This is a genomic window from Nitrospira sp. (assembly GCA_005116745.1).
Lineage (GTDB): Bacteria > Nitrospirota > Nitrospiria > Nitrospirales > Nitrospiraceae > Nitrospira_D.
This window is the reverse complement of sequence record SWDS01000006.1, coordinates 285,694-306,333: the sequence shown is the minus strand read 5'-3', so window position 1 is coordinate 306,333 and position 20,640 is coordinate 285,694. Positions and strand designations below refer to the sequence as shown.

Here is a 20,640-nt window from a genome sequence, read left to right as displayed (position 1 = left end):
TAGAAGGGGGAAAGATGAAACGGCTACTTTCACAAATAGGTCTGTTAACGGGAACCTTGCTGCTCCAGGCTTTACCGGCGTTAGCGAACGCTCCAGAAGGTGGAGGGCCTCCTGATTATAGCGGAATCAGCGGCCTATACTACGTGCTGATAGGGGGGATCCTCGCGTACGGCGTCTATGATACGTTTTTCAAGAAGTCGTAAAGAATAGCGCTTCGTTGACCCGCTTACGTCACCTTGTCTAACATTCGTACGGGCTCTAATCGAGCATCTCGCCTTCAACTCTGCTTATGGGCGGTCGTGGGTTTGTGTACCCGCTCATTCAGCATTGGCCTGAGCACTTTCAGTACTTGCTCCACGATGACTTCGTACCCTTCCTTGGTTGGGTGAATGCCGTCAGCCTGATTCAGCGAGGATGAACCACCCACTCCTTCAAGGAAAAAGGGGATGAGAAGAAGTTGGCACTCTTTGGCCAGCATCCGGTACATGGCTTCGAAGCTAGCCGTGTAGTCCTGTCCGTAATTCGGCGGCAACTTCATCCCCGCCAAGACCACCGTCGTACCGGATTCCTGTAATTGTCGGATGATCTGACGAAGGTTACTTTGAGTTTGATCGACGGGGAGCCCTCGAAGTCCATCGTTCGCACCCAATTCGAGAATCACCAGCTCAGGCTTATTGTTCAGAATCCAGGGTACGCGTCGAAGTCCGCCGGCCGTTGTATCGCCACTCACACCGGCGTTGATCACCCGATAGTGGTAGCCGAGGCTATCAAGTCGGCGTTGAAGTTGAGCCGGGTAGGATTCAACGGCTTGTACCCCGAGTCCGGCAGTAAGACTGTCACCAAACGCCACGATACGGGGCCTCGTGTCTGATGCTGAGGTGGAGGCTCCATCCGAGACCAACGGCCAGAGTAGAACTACGAACATCAGCAGCGGAATCAGATGAAGTCGTCGTGATAATGGCATACCGTGATACAAAACTAGCTCATATCTCTCCAGACAGTATAATATCGTCCAATGTTTCTTTCTCACCAAAGAAGTGAGCAGTTTTTATGATTAGCGTCAAACACGTCTCGATGGTTCTACCAGCCGCAGGCCGTTCTGTCACAATTCTTGACCGCATCACCTTTGACATCCCGGCCAAGCAGACGGTCGCGATTGTGGGGCCATCCGGAAGCGGCAAATCGACATTGCTTGGGTTGATGGCCGGCCTCGATCGACCAACCACCGGATCCATTCAGCTCGATGAAATAGATATCACAGCGATGGGTGAAAGCCAGATGGCCCGATTTCGACGTGAAAAAGTTGGCTATATCTTTCAATCTTTTCATCTCATTCCCACGCTGACGGCCATCGAAAACGTGGCAGTTCCCCTTGAACTCAGTGGCGAGCGGCGCGCTGGTGAACGGGCCGCCGACTTGCTGGCTGCGGTTGGGTTGTCCAGCCGTATGGAACACTATCCAGTTCAATTATCCGGAGGGGAACAACAACGAGTCGCCGTGGCCCGTGCCTTTGCCTGCCGGCCACCCATCTTATTGGCCGATGAACCGACCGGCAATCTGGATAGTTCCACCGGTGCCCATGTCATTGCGCTGCTGCTCTCACTACATCGCGATCATGGAACCACACTCGTGCTCGTGACACACGATACCACGCTCGCTTCATCGATGCAGCGCGTGCTGTCCCTCCGTGACGGGCGTGTGGAGTCTGATTCCATGCCCTCGTATTCGGGATCGATCAGTGACGTCACAACTGATTCTCCACGCAAGAATCACGTGGTTCCCGCCGATCAGTCACTCTCTGACTCTGCGCCCGAATCCCGCCCATGACATTCTTCATCATCAACATGGCGTGGCGAGAAACGCGCGCGGCATGGCGACACTTTCTTTACTTCTTGGTCTGTATTGCAGTCGGCGTAGGCGCATTGACCGGGGTCTCTCTTTTCGGAGCACAGGTTGAACAAGCCGTGACCAAGGAAGCGCGAGGCCTGCTCGGAGGCGACCTTGAAATCCGACTCTCCCGCCCGATTAGCTCCACAGGCCAGGAAGTGCTGGATGCATTGACTGATCGTGGAGTCGCACTCACCCACGTCAGCGAGCTCGTTGCGATGGCCGCAAGGGCCGGATTATCCGGAAGTGGACAGCCGACACAGATCATCGAGCTCAAAGCCGTCGAACCTCAGTATCCGTTGTATGGCACGCTCCGACTGGAGCCACAGGGCGACTTCGTGGATCTGCTTCGCCAGCAAACGCGCCGGTGCCCCGACCATACCTGTTTTGGAGTGGTCGTGCAGGAATCTCTCCTGATCCGGATGGAGCTCGCGGTGGGAGATCAACTCAGGATCGGACAAGGTCTGTTCATCATCACCGGGGTAGTCAGGACGGAACCGGATCGCATGGCTAACGCCTTCAGCCTTGGCCCCCGTGTGTTGATGTCACGAGAGGGGCTTCGCACAGCGGAGTTGATCAAGGTCGGCAGCAGGATGCGCGAGCGATATCTACTGAAAGTCCCAAGCACGATGGCGCCTGAGCCATTGCTTTACGAGTTGAGGGGACGACTTGCGCTCGATGCGGCCCGCGTGTCCAGTTACCGAGACGCACAGCCGCAGCTGAAACAGTCGTTGGAACAGCTAACCCGTTATTTGGGCTTGATCGGATTGGCCGCGCTATTTGTAGGAGGCCTGGGGGTTGCCACATCGGTTCATGCCTTTGTGCGAGAAAAGCTCCATACGATCGCCATCTTGAAGACAGTCGGCGCAGATTCTTCCACCATCATCCAGACCTATGGGTTGCAAGCCATGATCCTTGGGCTGGGTGGAAGCTTGGTTGGTCTGATGATCGGTGTGCTGCTCCACCAAGGACTTCCGTGGATGATCACAGCGCTGATGGCATCGGATCTTCTTGACCAATTGGGATTCACTCAGGGAGGGAGAACGCTTCCCCTCGCTCCCTTAGCCAAGGGATTAGCCTTGGGTATCCTATCGACGCTTTTGTTTACACTGTGGCCATTACTGACGATTCGCGATGTGAAACCGGCTCGGATTTTTCGCCGTGATGTCGCCCCACTTGCTTCCGCCAGCGCCCCAGACAGGACCCGATGGTGGATGTTCTGGAAGGGGCTTGACCCAGCAAAGGCCATCACGTCGATCGGTATCGGCCTGGGATTGGCGCTCTTATCGATCTGGCAAGCGAACTCCTGGAGAGTAGGTCTGCTCTTTATCTTCGCGTTTGCCGCCGCGGTGCTGCTGCTGGGAGCTTCAGCCCATCTGGCACTTAGCGCCCTTAAGAACGGACCACGCCCTGAGGCGCTCATCCTTCGCCAGGCCCTGGGGAACGTGGTGCGACCGGGTAACCAGGTCGTGAACATCACGATTGCAATCGGAATCGGCGTGATGGTGGTGACCACGGTGTCGCTCGTTGAACGATCGCTCCTCGCGCAGGTCAGTGAGAATCGGTCGACCGACTCGCCAACATTTTTCTTTATCGATATCCAGCCCGATCAAGCGGAAGAATTCGTCAGTCTCTTGCACCAACGGTCCAGCGATCAGGCCCCCAAGCTGACCCCATTGGTGCGATCACGACTCGCTGGTCTGAAGGGGGAACCGGTCAAAATCGAAGCGACGTCGGAGGAGGAAGAGCAGAAAGAGAAAGCCGCCCAGAAGGAAGAACGGCGGAAGAAGTGGTACCTGACACGCGAGTACGTCCTGACGTTCCTCCATGATCTTCCCAAAGACAACAAGGTCGTTCGGGGCGAGTGGTGGAAACCGGGACAGGTCTTTACCAAACCGCTGATCTCGATCGAGGAGGATGCGGCGAAGCAACTTGACCTCACAGTCGGAGACACCCTTGAGCTCGATATACAAGGAACACCCATCACTGGAGAGATCAGCAGCATTCGACAAGTAGAGTGGGGAAACTTCTCGACTAACTTCTATATGATCTTTTCTCCCGGCGCCCTTGATGGAGCTCCGCATACCTATGTGGCCACCGCTCGTGTCGCCCCGTCTGAAGAGGTGGCCTTACAGCAAGCGGTCGTCGCATCCTTTCCTAATGTGACAGCCATCAATATGGGCGACGTCCTCGACAGTTTTGCGAAGGTATTGGATCGACTGTCCCTCGCCATTCGTGCTATTGCGCTGTTCTGTGTGCTATCCGGAGGCCTGGTGATGGCTGCGGCCCTGGCGGCGACACGCTATCGCCGGTTGTACGAGTCAGTCATCCTGAAAGCCCTGGGTGCAACTCGCAGCATGATCGCACGTTCATTTGCAGTCGAATATGCCTTGTTGGGGGCCTTGGGTGGGTTGCTCGGCTGTGCGCTGGCCAGTGTGCTGTCATGGGCTGTTCTGGAGACCGTGTTTGATCTCTCCTGGAACCTTCAACCAGCTGTTCTGGCTGTGGGTGTCATAGCGACGATCATCCTCACCATGCTGGTAGGCTTCCTCAGCACCTATCGAATTCTTGGCCAACCGCCGTTGTCCGTGCTTCGGCAGGAGTAACAGTGCCTGGCTTAGGTGCGGGGACTGCTTGTACTTAGTTCACTCGTGGGCAAGAGTTCGGGCAGCCACACATCGATGAGCTGACGAATGCGCCGTTCCTCACTGCGATGAAGTTTGGTGAAGCGCAGGCCAATCGCGCCATCGGCTATGGAGCGCACAACCGCTTCCTCAATCATCACCGGGAAAGAATTGTCTGAATACTGGAATTCCAGTTCCAATCGCGAGCCAATCCTCATGGGAGCGGCGGAACGAATTCGGCATCCACGAATCGACAGATTATCAATCACGCCCTCATGCCCTAGTCGGGAAGAGGGTGAGGATCGTCGAGATTTGAACCAGACCGGGAAGGACACCTCGACGCGATCGAAGCTGCGACGGGGATTGGGCGTGCGGCGGCCAAGGAATGTTCGAAAGCGATCGGCGCAGAGCTGGCACCGAAACGGATAGATCGTCAGACCGCTCAGCAGAACATCAGAAAGAGATTTTCTTGCCGCGAGGCGGATTTTGCTCGCCCCGCAAGTTGGACAGTGGAGATTCGACATTTGACTTCCCAACAAAAGTTTTATGTGATTGTAACGAGATGCAAAGCCCTAGACAACCTGGGGAAATGACTAGGACCTCTCTCGAAATTAATCGCCCAGGTTTTTGGATAGGCTTCTCGCTAATATCGAGCGGGACGCAGAAGATCAGTCTCCATCCACTGAACAACTCAGGATTGCCGTGCACTGAACAGAGGAACCCACTGATCCGCATCTTCTATCGGCGCTTGTGTCAGGCCGGAAAAGCGAAGAAGTTGGCGTTAACGGCATGAATGCGAAAGCTACTCGCCATTCTCAATGCAATGGAGAAAAGCGGAACCTCGTGGCAGGTGGCCGTCAGTCAGCCCGCTTGATTTTCAAGACAGTTGCTGACCCTTTTCCACGAGATAGGGCCTCAACTATTTTGGTATTAATGTGAGTACTCGCTGTCGAATTGTATCACCATAGGTGTTCCCAATACGAGATTGCTCCTCTTCAATGATGGCCTCAAGAGCATACCGTTTATACACCTCTGGTGACACAAGCTTGGCAATTAATTTCAGTAGCTCCCCTCTATCTTCTCCCGGCGGTGTGAGTGCGTTAGGGTTGGCCGTAGCACGTTTAGGCACATCGTCATATTCTGCTTTTGCTCGCTGCCGAATGTTCAATAATTCCCGGCTCAAGGTAAGAAGACTTTGGTCGAGGAGCTTTCGATCCTCTGGTTTCAGTACCTTAAGTGGAGTGTATTCTTCTGCAGCTTTAGTTAAACAAGCAGGAACATCCAACTCGAAGAGTTCCGCAAAAGGAGGAAGTGGCTTCCCACGTTCAGGCTCCCTATACTTCAAAGCGCTGCACCTAGCACCTGCCATAAACACAAAGTCCTTCAGAACCGAAAACTTAATTCGCCCATATGCTTTTTCCAGTTCAATATTTGCCTCTTTAAGCTCAATTTCCTTCCTTGCAATTGCTTCATCAAGAAGCGCTTTTTGGTAAAGCGGTATCACTGTAAAATATAGTGCCCATGCTGTGAAAAGGAAAAGCCCGACCTGCGATAAATGACTTAGTCGTTTCAGCCAAATGTCTAACCGATTGCCATTATGAATAGAGATCAAGGATCCTGGGAGGTCTGAAGAGGTTTCCACAGCATTCGCATTGGGTTGCCGCTCTGACCTTGCGCCGTTCTCGTCCAAGCTCACGGTGTCCTCTTAGCAGAAGATCTGCCCTATCCTTCTAGCGATCTCACAATAACGATTTGTATCGTAAGACTTTCTGGCTCACAGAATGCCACAACAAGATAGAGTTGCTCCCAATACTGACAAGGTTTTCCCACCCAGATCGATCTTGCGAAGAGTACATATCGTATGCAAGTCCTACCAGACTTGTGTTGCCTGATGCAGCGTGACGGCGTTGCCTTCCGAGTCTAGGATGACTGCGAGGCGGCAAACCGGTGTCGAGAACGGTTCAAGTTTGATGCGCACACCCTTGCCGCGCAATTGCTCAACCATTTGATCGACGTTCTGAACTTCAAAGGCGATACTTCCACCTGCCTCGGCGCTAGGTGCGCCTCCTTGTTTCACATTCGTGAGGGCGAAGGTTCCACCATCAAGATCATATTCGATCCACTCGAACTCGTGGGCCTCCCGGCGAGTCAACCGGAGACCGAGCGTCTCTTCATAAAACTGCCGCGCTCGCGCCATATCGGTTACGGGATACATAGTAAACGCGATATGCTTGATCATGATGAAACTCCTGATTGTTGACGTTGAAGATACGCCCGCAGTGTAGCCCCTTCCCGTTCTCGGAACGAGACCGCAATACGGAGTTGTTCCAAATACTGCTCCAGTGTCTTCCCTCCTAGATCGATCTTGCGCGAAATAAAGAATGCACGCACGTCTTGTTCGATCTCCGGTGTTGCCAGGCCAAGGATACCCCCGCACATGCGCCTGAGGCCTTGTTTGGGGAACAGCCGATCCATTTGATCCCAGTTCGCCTTCACAAACTCCCAGGCCTGTTCTCGCCCATCCACATTCATCATCAGCGCCCCGACGATAAACGGAGCATCTTGCGTACGGATTTCGCCGTTGATCGTCCGGGCCAGCGTCCGCGTGAGTAGTTCCTTGGGCCGAAAGGCCGCCAACGAAAAGAGATACCGTCGCTCCTCTTGTGGGGTGGAAGCGGTGCGATAGCGTTCTGAGAATTCCTCATAGCGCGCCTCGTCTCCCGTATGGGCTAGGATCCCGACGAGGGCTGGCACAATATTCGCGTCGGTGGTCGACGGGTCTTTTCGGTATTGCTGATACCGTTCTGCCGCTTCCTGCTGTGTTTCCGAGTCGTTGCCAAGCTTGCCAAGTGCGCCGATGAGATCCCCTCGCAGCTGTTTGATAAGATCTGATTCTCCCGGCTTCGGATCCCAGCCAAGGTCTTTCACCGCCGGCATCACTCGGTCACGAACAAGCGCTTCCAGGGCAGCCCTCTCTTTTGATCTAATGACCCTGTTCAAGAAGGAGAAGGAGTCGAGGACGACGGTCCAGACATTCCTATCTCGCTCACCCTTGAAACGCGCGGTGAGTTGGAGATACTCGGGAAGCGGCATCAGCCCCGCCACGGTGGTGGCCCATGCGTCGCTGATGAGGTTGAATCGTTCCATCGCAGCCAGACGATTGAGGCCCTGATCGAGAAGCTGCTCCAAAAGCGGAGCCCGATGGCGAACCCGATAAAATCCATGGCCACCCTCGTTGACAAAGATGGAGGTCACCCCCGCTGGGACTCCGATCGTCGTCTCACGCTCCGTGAGCAATAGTCGCCGATGTTCTGTGCGCTCGCCGATGACTAGGCGAATCTGCACCGGGATTTGCCAGAGCTGTTCCGACACCGACTGTTGCATGAGATAGGTGAAGCGCTGCTGCGAGAGTTGTAATTCTTGACCGCATACTTCCGCCGTTACCAAGGGGAAACCTGGTTGAAAGATCCAGCCGTCCATCAGCTCGGGAACCGGCTGGCGGGCGACCGTGCCAAGGGCAGCCCACAAATCCTTGGTATCGGCATTGCCGTAGGCATGGGCGCGAAGATACTGCCGGACTCCGTCACGGAACAGGACGGGACCAATATGCTGTTCCAACATGCGGAGAACCGATGCGCCTTTTTCATAGGTCAGGATATCGAACATCGCATCCGCGTCTTTAGGGGCGTGGACCGGGAATTCAATCGGCCTAGTGCTCATGAGCCCATCGACCGAGAACGCAGCTGCGCGGGCAACACTGAATGTTTCCCACCGTTTCCATTCCGGTTTCCAGGCGTCGACGGCGAGCATCTCCATGAAGGTCGCGAAGGCCTCGTTCAGCCACAACCCATTCCACCAGGACATCGTCACTAAGTCGCCGAACCACATGTGAGCATTTTCATGGGCCACGACATCGGCAATTCGTTCGAGCTCAGCGTGCGTTCCCGTCCGTTGATCGACAAGCAGTGCCGTCTCACGGAACGTGATCGCCCCAAAATTTTCCATTGCGCCTGAGGCAAAATCTGGGATCGCAAGAAGATCCAGCTTATCTCCTGGGTATGGGATCCCGTAGTAGTCTTCAAAAAACTTCAACGACGCAGCGGCAATATCCTGCCCGAAGGGCGTGAGCGGCTGTTTTCCAGGAATCGTCCAGAGTTGAAGCGGTGTCTTGCCTACGTAGACTGGCTTCGTTGCTTCGATCTGCCCCACAATGAAGGCCACCAGATAGGTCGACATGATGATGCTGTCGGCAAACCGTACGACCTTCTTGTTGTGCTCAATTAATTCAGACACCACCGCCGTGTTCGAAACGGCAGTGAGGTGTGGATCGATGACCAATGTCGTCGCGAAGATGGCTTTGAAATCCGGCTCATCCCAGCAGGGAAAGGCGCGCCGCGCATCGGTGGCTTCGAATTGCGTAGCCGCAAGGGTCTGCGTGATCCCCGACGCGTCCTTGTAGGTACTCCGATAGAAGCCGCGGAGCTGGTCGTTCAGTGTGCCTTCAAACGAAATGGTGAGCGTCCATTCGCCTGGATCGATGGTCTCCTGAAATGACAATCTAGCCCGTTGGGTCTGTTGTTCCAATTCGATTGTCGCGTTGAGTGGGGCTCGGTGTAATCCCTCAACCATGACGGACCGAAGCACAAGATCCACAGCATTCAAGAGAATGGTCTGTGTCGTCCTTTTGACCATGATGAGAATCGTCGCTTGGCCCGTGAAGCGTCCGGTCGTAAGATCCGGCTCAAGCCTCAGGTCATACCGGGTCGGAATCACGTGCCGTGGGAGCCGATACGGATCGTTGCTGCCTGAAATATCATCAACACTCATGTCTTCACCTTGTGCTCTGGTTGTTGTTGAAGCGTCTGCGGATTCGGATGGTACGAGTGTATACGCTATTGGAGCGGCCAGAAGGAAGCGAGCCTGTCGCCCAAGTGCCTGTAGGATCTCTCGCCTGCTGAGCAAGTGCTCATACCTTGGGAGCATGGAGGGTGTGGACACCTTGGGGCGCACCGACAATCAACACATTCGTTCGACCGACAAAGAGCCCCGTCTCCACGACACCGGGGATGAGGTTGAGGGCGGTTTCTAGTTCACCCGGCTGACTGATGCGATCGATATGCACGTCAACGATCAGATTCCCGGCCTCGGTCCTAAACGGAGCCCCGTTGCGTTCTCTGAGTACTACGCGGCTTTTGGTCAGCGCTTCAATTTCCCGGGCGGTACTGCCCCACCCAAAGGGGATCACTTCGATAGGGAGCGGGAAGGACCCTCCGAGCACCGGCACCTGTTTCGTGTGGTCAACCATCACGATGAACTGTTTTGCAGACGCAGCCACGATCTTTTCTTTCAACAACGCGCCCCCACCGCCTTTGATCAGATTGAAATGGGGATCGACTTGGTCCGCTCCATCGATGGCGACATCGATCTCCCACCGATTCTCGGTGTCGATCAGTGGAATACCTGCCTGCTTGGCGAACAGGGCAGTCTCTTGTGACGTCGGCACGCCTCGCAGCTTCATGCCCGCCTTGACCTGTTCGCCAAGCGCCACCAGAAGATGTTTTGCCGTGGACCCTGTCCCCAGGCCGACGACCATGCCGCTGCGGACGAATTCACTAGCTTTTAGGGCTGCTGCTTTCTTGAGATGATCGAGATCAACCAACGTCATGGCGTAGGTGCGAGCGAGAGAGCCGCCGCGACGGACGCGGCGCCGAGCAGAGCCGTCTGCTGATTCATAATGACTTTCACAGGCATCTGACTCATGAGACGCTTATACCGCCCCTTGTTGGTAAAAGCTTTCATGAAGGTGCCGTCTTGCAGTTTCTTGATGAGCTTCGGCGCAATTCCACCACCCACATAGACGCCGTCCAGCGAGAGCGCCTTCAACGCCAGATTCCCGGCTTCCGCGCCATAGATCGACGCAAAGAGGTCCAACGCTTGTTTGGCGATCTCGGCTTGTCCCTGCAATCCAGCTTGCGCAATTTCAGCGGCTGGATTGCCAGCTTTTATTTTTTCCGCTAACCACGTCGGTTCATTCTTCTTGGTGTCATGCAAAAACTCATAGACTGCGTGGAGGCCCGGACCGGACAGAATCCGTTCATAGCTCACATGGAGGTATTGGCCCCGGAGATAACGAAGCAATTCGATCTCCAGATCGTTGCTTGGCGCAAAGTCCGTATGCCCCCCTTCCGATGGCATCGGGCGATACGATTTCCCATCCCAAAATAAGATTCCTTCACCCAATCCCGTCCCGGCGGCGATCAGCGCAAGAGCTTGTCGTTTTTTCGGAGGATTGCCCGTGTTCAGCACTTCCAGCTCATCCGCTCGCAGCCACACAAGTCCGTACGCGGTGGCTTCTAAGTCGTTGAGCAACTGCACACGAGGGATGCTGAACTGTTTCGCGATGGTTGGACCATCTACCACCCAGGGAAGGTTCGTCGTTTGACAACGATTGTCGATCACCGGTCCTGCGATTCCAAAACAGGCGGCTGTGAGCTTCACTGGTTCGGACGCCGGCTTACTGGCCTTTTGGATCTTCTCCCCTCCCTCAGACCCCACTAAATCCAATGGAATTGGCGGTTCTGGCGGTGTGAGAAATTCTACGAGAATGTCTTCGAGGGAGGTGTAATCGCCGCTGTGAAAGCTTTCCACGCGTAGTGGTTCCACTCGCTCGGTGGTCCAGTCATAGAGCGCTAGGTTGGTTTTCGTTCCTCCGATGTCCCCCGCGAGAATCATGTCTCTCCTTGAGGTGATGACGTCTTCTTCAGCTGTTGTGCGGCTGAGTGATCAAGCATCCACACGAGTCGACCCGACGCGGGCAATATCCTCGCCGCTGGCAAAGACCGATCTGCTTCAGATTCTTGGTTGAGAACCCTTCGGACCATGTGGGCTTTACCGGATCCCGTCACGAGGAACAGTACCACAGCCGCATGATTCAAGACACCTAGGGTCACTGTGAGGCGAGATCTGATGCCTGCGGGAGCGTGACCAACTGTGACGATCCTCGAGTCTTCCTGCAAGGCTGCGGTTCCGGGAAAGAGCGAGGCGGTGTGCCCATCGTCTCCGATCCCTAGAAGCACGAGGTCCAGAACCGGAACCCGTGGAGCCGGGCTGTTCGTCAGTCGTCGAATTATTGCCTCGTACTCCCGAGCGGCAGCCGTTGCATCGTCGCTCTCGCCTTTCATGCGGTACACCTGTTCCGGTCGAATGTTCAGCGGTTGAAAGAGCTCCGTCTGCGCCATTCGAAAATTGCTTTCTGGATGGTCCGGTGGCGTACAGCGTTCGTCACCAAACAGAAAGACCATACGCGACCAATCGAATCGCGTGGCCCATTCGGGAGTCGCCAGGACGTGATAGAGCGTCTTCGGGGTGGACCCTCCAGAGAGGGCGATGAGGCACCGGCCGTGGGCTTGAATCGCTTGTTGGCTCACTGCAAGGATCAAGGAAGCAGCCGCCTGTCCCCACTCCTGGGTACCTGGCGCAATGCGGATGTCTGGCGTGGCAGCCATATCAGCGGGAAACGCGCTTGGGACGTTTCTTCACTGTTCCACGCCGTCGGCCTGATGAGGCTGGTGCCAGTGCCGCCGTGATCGCGTTCACCATGGCAACCTGGTCACGCCCTAATTGAACGCGGATCGCATGACGATCGTGCGCACGCAGTGATGCCAGATCGCCGACCGCCTGAGCCTGGGCCAACGTGCCAAACGAGAATGGTTTACCAGGAATGGCCGTGTCCGGCGACATTCGGTCCACGAGTTCAAGAAAGACCCCGGTCTTGGGACCGCCTTTGTGAAGCTGTCCGGTTGAATGAAGATACCGAGGCCCGTATCCAAATGTGGTCGCAACGTGATGTTTCGTCATCAGGGTTTGGCGGAGACGACGCACCGCCGTTTCGAACGGACGTGACGGCGTAGTGTAGGCCAGGACGGAAAGATAGGTTCCGGGATGAAGCTGGTTCGCGAGATCTTGTGCGACGTCTTTAGGGGAGCTACTCACCTGCTCTGGCAAGCGCCCGGTCGATTGGAACGTGTCCAGAACCCGATTGGTGTTGTCTTTGCTCTCTTGTACATTTGGTTGGTCGAAGGGATGGATCCCCAGCACATGCCCGGCGATCGCCGTCGCAAACTCCCATCGAAAAAACTCGGCCCCGAGATCATAGCGATCACGCAAGTCAAACTGCAGGACTGGGTGCTCGGCCTTGGCAAGCGCTTGCACAGCCCGATCGAGCGCCCCGTTCTTTTCTCCTTTGAGTTTGAGATAGACGAAGCACCGGTCGGTTCCATAGGCACTCGGCTTTAACACCGGCTCCTGTGCGATGGGGATGAGTCCTGTGCCCTCTTTGCCCGTACTTTCCGCAAGAAGCTGCTCGACCCAGAGCCCGAACGTCGCGAGGGACGGTGACGCAATGACCGTCACCTTATCGCGTCCGGTTTTGGCAAGGCTCCCCATCACTGCGCCGAGATAGGCACCAGGATTCGCCTTGGCGTCTTCTTGCTGCCGGCATCGTTCCGCCATGCCGGCAGCGCGGTCCAAAAGCCGCGTGACATCGAGTCCCAGAAGCGCCGCGGGTACCAGACCAAAGAGAGAGAGCACCGAGTACCGCCCGCCGATGTCGGCTGGGTTGGTGAAGATCTGTCCAAATTCATAGTCCCGCGCCATCTTTTCTAAGCCGGTCCCCGGGTCGGTAATCGCGACAAACTGCTTTCCTCCATGATTCCCTTTGGCCTTCGTCACGAGCTTCCAAAAGTGGGCGAAGAGTGACATGACTTCAATCGTTCCACCGGATTTGCTCGCCACGAGAAAGAGGGTCCGCGATGGAGAAATGGCCTTCGTGACCTGCCGAACCCAGCCAGGAACAGTTGAGTCCAATACCCACAGGCGCGGAGACCCTTTCTGAGCGCCAAACACGGTGCGGAACACCTCAGGTCCAAGACTGCTGCCGCCCATCCCCAGGAGCACCACATCCTTGACCTTCATCTCCTTAGCCGTGGACACACAATTTCGTAGTGGTCCAAGCTGTTGAGGCATCTGATCCTGCAACGTCAACCACCCCAACCGGTCGACGATCTCCCTGGGGTCCTGCTTCCAAACTCGATGGTCTTTCGCCCAGAGGCGCTCAATGACCTGCGCCTGAGTCAGCGCATCTAAAGCCGGATTGACTGTGGATTGGAATAATGCTGGAAGCTTGTCACTCATTCGCATAGATATCGACCTCCCGCCTCAATGAGATTGTGGTAGTGGAGATGGTGAGTGATCCTCCGCATCTTATGGAGTCAGTCTAAAAAAGGCAACGCTTCTTGGTGTCTTTGCGTACAGGCCCATGTGCTTTGGTAAAGGGTACGGCCAACCCATTGTCAGCAGTTTTGATAAAACCATCGGCTTCATCACCGGTCTTTCATCACCACTCACCACTCACTCGCACATCCCGCTAAAGCCACATTGTACTCAAGCCCCGACAGAAAAGTAGCCGTTCTTTTTTCAGCAGGACCTTCATCTTCCGTCTGCCGGATGCTTCGAAGGACTAGCGAGTGAGGAGGATCAGCTCCTTGGAGACATATTTGCCCTTGGAATACTCGACTTTTATACCGGCCTAGCCCTTTTCCTCAAACTGGGAAAAGTGACAAGACAGCCACTGGGTTAGGCTCGAAGATGGACTTTGCTATGGTAGAGGGAAGAAGACTCAGAGGCGAGAACGATACCGATAAACTCGGCCTTCATTACCTCAGGAGTTGCCTAGCATCCTCAGAATACGTTTTGCGAGATGTTCCTTGATCTCGGTGTGGCGAGGAACGGGCTGGGAAATCTTCGTGGCAGAGTTGTGATACCAATCGTGCTTTCCACCGTGACGAACGAGCACACACCCAATGGCTTCAAGTTGTCGGATGAGATCTTTGCGCTTCACCGGACCGTCAGCTCAGCGAGCTTCCGAACTCCAGGGATTTCGCCGCTGGTGAGGTCACAGTATAGATCTCGAAGATGTACCTGCAGATCCTCAAACGATTCCCCTTGCGTCCAGTAATCGGGATAGTCCTGCAGGTAACCGAGCCAGTGGTCTTGATCTTGCCAATAGATATATTTGGCCGACTCCATGGTGCTCATTATAGCGGCAGGCAGCTGGATTGCAAAGAGGCAAGCAGAACTTGCCCTATTTGACGGACACCTACACTAAAAGCATCATGGCCTGAACGGCTTCGAAAATGCCTGGTGCGTGGAGGGAAAGGTGGACAGGTTACTTTTCCCTACCTCCAGCCGCTCGTCGATCATGAACTCACCACGCTGCGCACCTGCGTGAATCGGCAACAACCCTTCGGGACTGCGGACTGGCAGGCGAGGATGGCCGCCCTGCTTGGTCTCGCCTCCACGCTGCGCCCACGCGGACGGCCCCGCACATCCCCTGAAAAGTAGCCTGGCCCCTTTTTCTCCTCCGCGCTGACCAGAGGCGGTTGAATGTTATGCACTGGAGAGTTGAATCTGGGAAGCAAAAGAGTATCTGTAATGAGACGCCAAACCCCTGGCAGGAAATGTTGGCGTGTGAGGGCCTTCCATGCCCTCTACAACAGGACACAAGCTCGGCAGCACCGGCAAAGTCTCTCCTGAGCTAAAGACACAACCATCAAGCAAAGGATTTGGCCGAGATAGAACCACAGCACCTGCGACCATTGATCGGGTCAGTCGAATGTAGCTATGGTGACAAGAGGAAGGGGGGAGCTTACCTTTTGTGAAGCATCACAAGTAAGCGTTAGGACTCCGGCTTCTTAGAGCTTGCACTCAGCTTTGAGTTGGCGCAAGTCCGCCTCAAACTGCTCGGCCATGGCATAGGTGTAGATCCGGGTGATGCCGCCCGCATTTTGAAACTCAACGATTTTCCGAAGGTCGCTCTTGCGCTGCTTCCACGTCAGACCATCCATGAAAAATAAAAGCGCCGTGTCCGGGCGCTTGGCCCTGATGATCTGCTCGATGTCCCCGATGATGTCGCTCATCTTGGAGCCTGTCGCGCCGTAGCCTTTGGACTCAATGACGATGCGCGGAGAGCTCTTCGAGGAAATGGCGAAATCGCACTTCGCCTTTTCTTTTGGGCCGGTGAATGTGCAGCGCATATCAAACTTAGAGCCGAACACCTTCTTGACAATCACTTCGGCAAAATCCTCAACGCCGCGCCCGCGCTTCTGGCCTGAAATAGCGCTGCCTCGCCCGCTACGCAATCTCTCAACAAGCGTGTCGCTCCAGTGAGGTTTGCGGTTCGCCTCTTGCGCCATTGCTTTCAAAAGTCCCATGCTGAGAAGGTCTTCAGCAAAGCTCTCGGAGTTGGCGCGGTAGCTTTTGACGCCGATGCTCTTCTCATCCCGGATACCCCGCAGCACGGAAACGAACTGGTCCTTCGAAAAACCCAGGAACAGCCGGAGTATCAAGATACCGTCATCAAAATTCTCATCCAAGAGCGCCGTCACATCCGCTAGCGCGTAAGCCTTTTTGACGGGGAAGTTTTTCAGCCGGTCGATGACGCGGCGGGCTGTGTCGTCCTTCCACTCGACGGTGAGAAGCTGAAGGCTGTCAACGATGTCGTCAAGCTTCTGCGCGATAACTTCCATTTCACCGTCCCACGATCAGGTATTCACTCACTTCGGCACGTTCAACGCTGCCGTGAGTGCCAAAATGGTAACGGTGAGGCTTCTCGAAAGCGGTCACGGATCCTTTGTAGCGCCGCAAGAGGCTTTCGAGTTCCTCGCGGTCAGGAAAGCCGTTCGAGCTATACGAGAGAACGATGATGCTCTCCCGGTAAATCTGAAACAGCTTGTCAAACGCCTTGATGGCACTTCTGCGATAGCTGAACGGCGTATAGGGTTTTTCGATCTTCTTGACCCGCGTTTCTTCCATGATGCGCTGGCCCTTCCAATAGCAGGAAAGCCCTTCAAGAAAGTGGTAGCGTTTGATGTAACAGTTGTCGTCTGAACGCGGTACATAGGGCGGGTCCAAATATACGAGATCAACGCCGTTCGGCTTCAAGCTGAAAACGTCGGCCCGCTTCACCGTATGGCGATGGCCATTGTCAAACACCACGCGGTTGAAGACTGCAACCTGCTCGATAAAATGCTCTTCGATGGTCAGCCGGAGATCACGCCGCCCGTCGTCGTAGTGGGACAAATCACCGGAGACCGTAAATACTCCACGCGGCTGTTTTTTCAGACAGGACCGAATCAGGGCCGCTTGGGCAAGGGCGCGTTGGGCTGGGCGCTCAAGAGTTTCGAGATTGCCGCAAACTCGGTCAAGAAAACGAAGATCATCCGGCGTGTAGAAAATCCCGTCAAAAGTTTTCTCGATGAAATGAGGGCCGTTGTTTCGCGGCGCAAGAAGTTTTTTTATGGCGGGACTGTCCAGCCTGTATTTGTTGTTGGCCAGCGTTGCCGCGGCTAGTACGGTGGGAAAGTTCAAAAAATCTGATGCGATGACCCGCTTGCCCATCGCTTTGAGCAAAAAGGCGACGCAACCGCTTCCAACGAACGGGTCCGCCGCCGTCTCGAATGGAAGGGTTCTCAGAACGCCGTGGATCCATGGCAACAAGCGACGTTTGGATCCCATGTAGCGAAGCTCGGGGTAATCCGCGATGCGCTCGGGCAAAGGAACGCTCAAGAAGTTTTCCCGGCTGTAGACAATCTTGATTCGTGGAGCTGGGGTTGGTAGGGCGATTGCCGGGCTAGACATCGTTAAGCTTCACCATTGGCGGTATAAATAAGTCCGCCGTTGTTGTAACACAACGGCGCGGTTTTGTTTAGAAGCGTTGGCTTCATGGAGACTCTTCATTGAGAACCATGTCGATAAGCTGCTGGATTATCAGACCACGCGCAGGAAATAAAAGGGTTGATGGAAAGGAAAAGGGGTTGGCCTGAGGTGACCCGGATTTGATAGACACCTTTGACGAGGTGTCCCGTCTGCCGGCCAGTAATTACATCTCTCGCGGAGAGTTTGCGGTTCTTCTCTCTTTTGTGGGGCAGAGATGGGGTCAGTTATTGACTTTGCACTCCACTCACGTGACGACAGGATGCACGAATGCAATCCTCATGGGTCATTACTTGACCTCACCTCTCAGGCACGCCGATGAACCTCGCCACCTTGGGAGCAGGCAATGCAAAGTCAAGAACCGACCCCATCACCACTGTTGCAATCTGGAACGTTGCGGTGATCGAAGTCAGCGTGGTCACTACATTGCGGACAAGGATGCCAGGATTGTTCGTCGCGAGCGAAGCGCCGGTCAGATTCGTACCGGTGAGGGAGACGCTGACCGAGGCGCCCGCATTGCCGGTGTTCGGGGTAAAGGCCGTGATGGTCGGCGCGCCGACGCCACCGGTGTTCCGTGTAATGGAGAGCAGATTGCCGACGGCATCGTACTGGTACGTCGCGACATTGCCCTGCGCATCGATCACCTGCGAGAGCCGGCCGAGGTCGTCGTAGATGTACTGGGCCTGGTCGGCGATCGTCGGTGGCGGGACGAATACACACAGCATCAGCACGCAGGTCACAACGGACACAATTTTGCCAAATGTCATCTGCTTCATCCCCAGTCTTTCATCCCTGATGAGAAATCTCTCGTCCTTCTATTTCGAATCCATCACGCCAGAGTGCGCACCCGAAAAGCTGCCTTGCCCCTTTTCTCTTTCTTTTCTCTCTCACTCGCCACTCACTCGCACATCCCGTCAAAGTCACATTGCACTCAGACTCTCACAGAAAAGTAGCCTGTCCCCTTTTCCTCCAAACTCCAACGGATCTTCGCTCAGGAACCGGCTGCGGGAGGGGCTGTAGTAGCGAGCGCGGTAATAGTAGAGGCCGGTCCCGTCGTTCTCCCGCCCTGTGAATTGGAAGGGATTGGTCGAAGGCCCTGTGATGCTGGTTGAACCGAATGGACTGTAGGTATAGGTCGTCGTCACCGCGCCGGCATCATTGCTCAGGGCGAGCGTCGAACCCATATCGTTCGTGTGGTAGTACTCATTGCCCGTGGAGGTCTGCCGCACAATCGGTTCGTCGATGTTCAGCGTGCTCAGGTAGCTGGCATTGCTGACCCCCGCCTCTATGGCGATATCCGCTCCGTCATATAAGTAGCTGGTCGTGGAACCGTTGATGGTCTTCGCAATGCGGCGATTGAGCGCATCGTAGCTAAAGGTGGCGCTGGTGCCTCCGCTGATCCCAATCAACCGATCCCGCGCATCCCAAACATAGGTCGTCGTGCCGTCGTTGGTCAGATTGCCGTTCGGGTCATAGCCCAGGGTTCCACTGTTGAATTGAATCTGCGCATTGACCGCGTTATAGGCCGCCGTCACAGCGGGAGGCAGCGCCGTGGCGGTCTGAATCAGTTGGGTCGCCTGCGTCTTGTTGTCCTCGGGATCGAAGCCATGCGTGAGCTGCTCCAGCGTGGTCGTGCCTTTGGCATGGGTGATTCCTGACAAACGTGAAGCGGGATCATAGTTATAGGTCGTCGTCACCCCGTTGGAGCGTTGCAATTGCGTGCGCCGGCCTAACGCGTCGTGCGTCAGGGTCGCTGACAGGGTACCCTGCGTGACTTGGGACAGCTGGGAATTGGCATCGTAGCCGTAGGTGACCGGCGGCTGGGCATTCGCCCGCATGGTGAGCCGTTGACTAATGGCGTCGTAGGTATAGCGGACGATCCCTTGCGGCGTGACTTCCTGCGTCACGCGATCGAGCACATCGTACGTCCAGTCGATGGCGCCGGTGGTGCTGTCCGTAAGCTTCGTCAGATTCCCCACCGCATCATAGGCAGCGGTCACACTGGTACTGTCGGCGTAGCTGGTGAGCGTGCGCCGGTCGAGCGGGTCGTACTGGAAGTTTGTGATCTGACTCTTCCGATCGGTGAAGGTGCTCAGATTGCCCGCGAGGTCATAGGCGTAACTTTCTGTTCGATTTAAGGCGTCCTTCCTGGTTGCCAACCGATCCATCGTGTCGTAGGTATAGGTCGTGGTCTGGTTCTTCGCATCGGTCAGCGTGAGCAGATTGCCGTTGGGATCGTAGGTGAAGCCGGTCACGCCGCTGAGGGCATCGGTGATCTGCGAGACCTGATTCACAGAGTCGTAGTCAAACTGGGTGGTCTTGCCCCGAGGATCGATCAGGGCCGTGAGCCGACTCACCGCATCGTAGCTCTGCTGGGTCTTGTTGCCGACCGGATCGGTGCTCGAGATGAGGTTGCCGACGGCGTCGTACTCGAAGGTCGAACTATGGTTCAGTGGATCGGTCACACTGCTCGGCTGCCCGACGGCATTGTAGGCCACCGTGGTGGTGTGCGTGCGCGGGTCCGTGATGGTGAGCAGATTCCCGTTGGCCGGATCGTAGGTGAACCGCGTGATCTGGTTCAGCGCGTCCGTGATCTTCGTGACGCGGTTGAAGGTCGGCTCGTATTCGACGAGCGTGGGATGGCCTTCTGGATCGATGACACTCGTGACGTTGCCATTCGCGTCATACGTGTACTTCGTGAGGCGATTGAGGGGATCACGGACCTCCATGACCTGATTGGTCACATAGTCTCGGGTCAGTCTGGTCTGCTGGCCCAGCGCATCGATGCCGACGACCTCATGCCCTCGACTGTTGAAGCGATGGACGGACTGGTGCCCTCGTGGATCGGTGACGGTGGCCTGCGTGACCGTGCGATTCGTCATGACATAGTCAAAGCGGGTGATCCCCCCATCCGCTGCCGTTTGGGTAACGACGGCGGGATCGGGCGGACAGGTCGATCCCGTGCAGTAGGTGTTCGTCAGATAGGTAATCCCCCGCGCGTCGGTGATGCGCTCGAGATCATACGGCTTGAAGGTGGGCACGTAGGTATACGTCGTCGTGCCGCCGGCCGGATTGGTGACGCTCCGCAGCCGGGGAAACGCATAGGGCACCGGGACGCCTTCATAGGTATAGGTGACGGTGCGGCCGAGTGGATCGGTGATCTGACTGATGCCACCGCCGCTGTATTGGAACGTGAGGGCGCGGCCGCCGGGCTCGATGATCTGCTGAATCTGCGCGCCGTTCCCAACAATCGTCACGGTGTTGCCGGTGCGGTCGGTGATGGCCGTGAGAAAGCCCTGGCTGTTAAAGGTCCGGACGGTCGTGTTCTTCTCCAGAAGCGTACTCATACCCGTTGCCT

Annotated in this window: 19 protein-coding genes; 4 read left to right on the top strand and 15 right to left on the bottom strand. The window is 55.7% G+C overall.

What is annotated here, in order from left to right:
• Window positions 1–14: 14 nt before the first annotated feature.
• Window positions 15–203, top strand: coding sequence for a hypothetical protein (locus tag E8D52_07140; protein ID TKB68758.1), 189 nt, complete (start codon window positions 15–17; stop codon window positions 201–203).
• 74 nt (window positions 204–277) lie between these two features.
• On the opposite strand, the gene E8D52_07135 is transcribed toward E8D52_07140, so the two are convergent.
• Window positions 278–964 (bottom strand): arylesterase, encoded by a 687-nt coding sequence (locus tag E8D52_07135; protein ID TKB68757.1) that lies wholly within the window; start codon window positions 962–964, stop codon window positions 278–280.
• An 86-nt stretch (window positions 965–1,050) separates the two neighbouring features.
• Here E8D52_07135 and E8D52_07130 point away from each other — a divergent pair, with 86 nt between their 5' ends.
• Window positions 1,051–1,827 carry an ABC transporter ATP-binding protein gene (locus E8D52_07130; GenBank protein ID TKB68756.1) on the top strand — a complete coding sequence of 259 codons (777 nt, stop codon included), beginning with the start codon at window positions 1,051–1,053 and terminating at the stop codon, window positions 1,825–1,827.
• A complete protein-coding gene (locus E8D52_07125) occupies window positions 1,824–4,493 on the top strand; it encodes an FtsX-like permease family protein (GenBank protein ID TKB68755.1) in 2,670 nt (889 codons plus the stop codon). The genes E8D52_07130 and E8D52_07125 overlap by 4 nt, the downstream gene beginning before the upstream one ends.
• Before the next feature lie 11 nt (window positions 4,494–4,504).
• Here E8D52_07125 and E8D52_07120 read toward each other — a convergent pair whose 3' ends face one another.
• The 10 genes from E8D52_07120 to E8D52_07075 all read right to left on the bottom strand — a co-directional run bounded on the left by E8D52_07120 (window position 4,505) and on the right by E8D52_07075 (window position 14,597).
• The gene (locus tag E8D52_07120; protein TKB68754.1) at window positions 4,505–5,035 is read right to left on the bottom strand and encodes a PilZ domain-containing protein; all 531 of its coding nucleotides are present in this window, start codon (window positions 5,033–5,035) and stop codon (window positions 4,505–4,507) included.
• Window positions 5,036–5,430: 395 nt separating this feature from the next.
• Window positions 5,431–6,207, bottom strand: a complete 777-nt coding sequence (locus E8D52_07115) for a hypothetical protein (GenBank protein ID TKB68753.1) — start codon at window positions 6,205–6,207, stop codon at window positions 5,431–5,433.
• A gap of 174 nt (window positions 6,208–6,381) precedes the next feature.
• Window positions 6,382–6,750 (bottom strand): VOC family protein, encoded by a 369-nt coding sequence (locus tag E8D52_07110; protein TKB68752.1) that lies wholly within the window; start codon window positions 6,748–6,750, stop codon window positions 6,382–6,384.
• On the bottom strand, window positions 6,747–9,494 hold the full coding sequence (locus tag E8D52_07105) for a M1 family metallopeptidase (protein TKB68751.1): 2,748 nt from the start codon (window positions 9,492–9,494) through the stop codon (window positions 6,747–6,749). The genes E8D52_07110 and E8D52_07105 overlap by 4 nt, the downstream gene beginning before the upstream one ends.
• Window positions 9,478–10,176, bottom strand: coding sequence for a ribose-5-phosphate isomerase RpiA (gene rpiA / locus E8D52_07100; protein ID TKB68750.1), 699 nt, complete (start codon window positions 10,174–10,176; stop codon window positions 9,478–9,480). The genes E8D52_07105 and rpiA overlap by 17 nt, the downstream gene beginning before the upstream one ends.
• On the bottom strand, window positions 10,173–11,243 hold the full coding sequence (glk, locus tag E8D52_07095) for a glucokinase (GenBank protein TKB68749.1): 1,071 nt from the start codon (window positions 11,241–11,243) through the stop codon (window positions 10,173–10,175). Before glk ends, rpiA begins: the two co-directional genes overlap by 4 nt.
• Window positions 11,240–12,016: a 6-phosphogluconolactonase gene (gene pgl, locus E8D52_07090; protein TKB68748.1), complete on the bottom strand. Its 777-nt coding sequence runs from the start codon at window positions 12,014–12,016 to the stop codon at window positions 11,240–11,242. The genes glk and pgl overlap by 4 nt, the downstream gene beginning before the upstream one ends.
• A 1-nt stretch (window position 12,017) precedes the next feature.
• Window positions 12,018–13,709 carry a glucose-6-phosphate isomerase gene (locus E8D52_07085; GenBank protein TKB68747.1) on the bottom strand — a complete coding sequence of 564 codons (1,692 nt, stop codon included), beginning with the start codon at window positions 13,707–13,709 and terminating at the stop codon, window positions 12,018–12,020.
• Between the two features lie 520 nt (window positions 13,710–14,229).
• Window positions 14,230–14,409: a type II toxin-antitoxin system HicA family toxin gene (locus tag E8D52_07080; protein TKB68746.1), complete on the bottom strand. Its 180-nt coding sequence runs from the start codon at window positions 14,407–14,409 to the stop codon at window positions 14,230–14,232.
• Entirely contained in the window at window positions 14,406–14,597 is a 192-nt protein-coding gene (locus E8D52_07075; protein TKB68745.1) for a type II toxin-antitoxin system HicB family antitoxin, read from the bottom strand. Before E8D52_07075 ends, E8D52_07080 begins: the two co-directional genes overlap by 4 nt.
• Before the next feature lie 114 nt (window positions 14,598–14,711).
• On the opposite strand from E8D52_07075, the gene E8D52_07070 reads away from it, so the two are divergent.
• Window positions 14,712–14,912 carry a hypothetical protein gene (locus E8D52_07070; GenBank protein TKB68744.1) on the top strand — a complete coding sequence of 67 codons (201 nt, stop codon included), beginning with the start codon at window positions 14,712–14,714 and terminating at the stop codon, window positions 14,910–14,912.
• Between the two features lie 350 nt (window positions 14,913–15,262).
• Here the strand turns inward: E8D52_07070 and E8D52_07065 are convergent, their stop codons facing one another.
• The 4 genes from E8D52_07065 to E8D52_07050 form a co-directional block, all read right to left on the bottom strand.
• Window positions 15,263–16,096, bottom strand: a complete 834-nt coding sequence (locus tag E8D52_07065) for a hypothetical protein (protein ID TKB68743.1) — start codon at window positions 16,094–16,096, stop codon at window positions 15,263–15,265.
• Between the two features lies 1 nt (window position 16,097).
• On the bottom strand, window positions 16,098–17,084 hold the full coding sequence (locus tag E8D52_07060; protein ID TKB69434.1) for a DNA methyltransferase: 987 nt from the start codon (window positions 17,082–17,084) through the stop codon (window positions 16,098–16,100).
• Between the two features lie 497 nt (window positions 17,085–17,581).
• The gene (locus E8D52_07055; protein ID TKB68742.1) at window positions 17,582–18,058 is read right to left on the bottom strand and encodes a hypothetical protein; all 477 of its coding nucleotides are present in this window, start codon (window positions 18,056–18,058) and stop codon (window positions 17,582–17,584) included.
• A gap of 144 nt (window positions 18,059–18,202) precedes the next feature.
• On the bottom strand, window positions 18,203–20,629 hold the full coding sequence (locus E8D52_07050; GenBank protein TKB68741.1) for an RHS repeat protein: 2,427 nt from the start codon (window positions 20,627–20,629) through the stop codon (window positions 18,203–18,205).
• Between the last annotated feature and the right edge of the window lie 11 nt (window positions 20,630–20,640).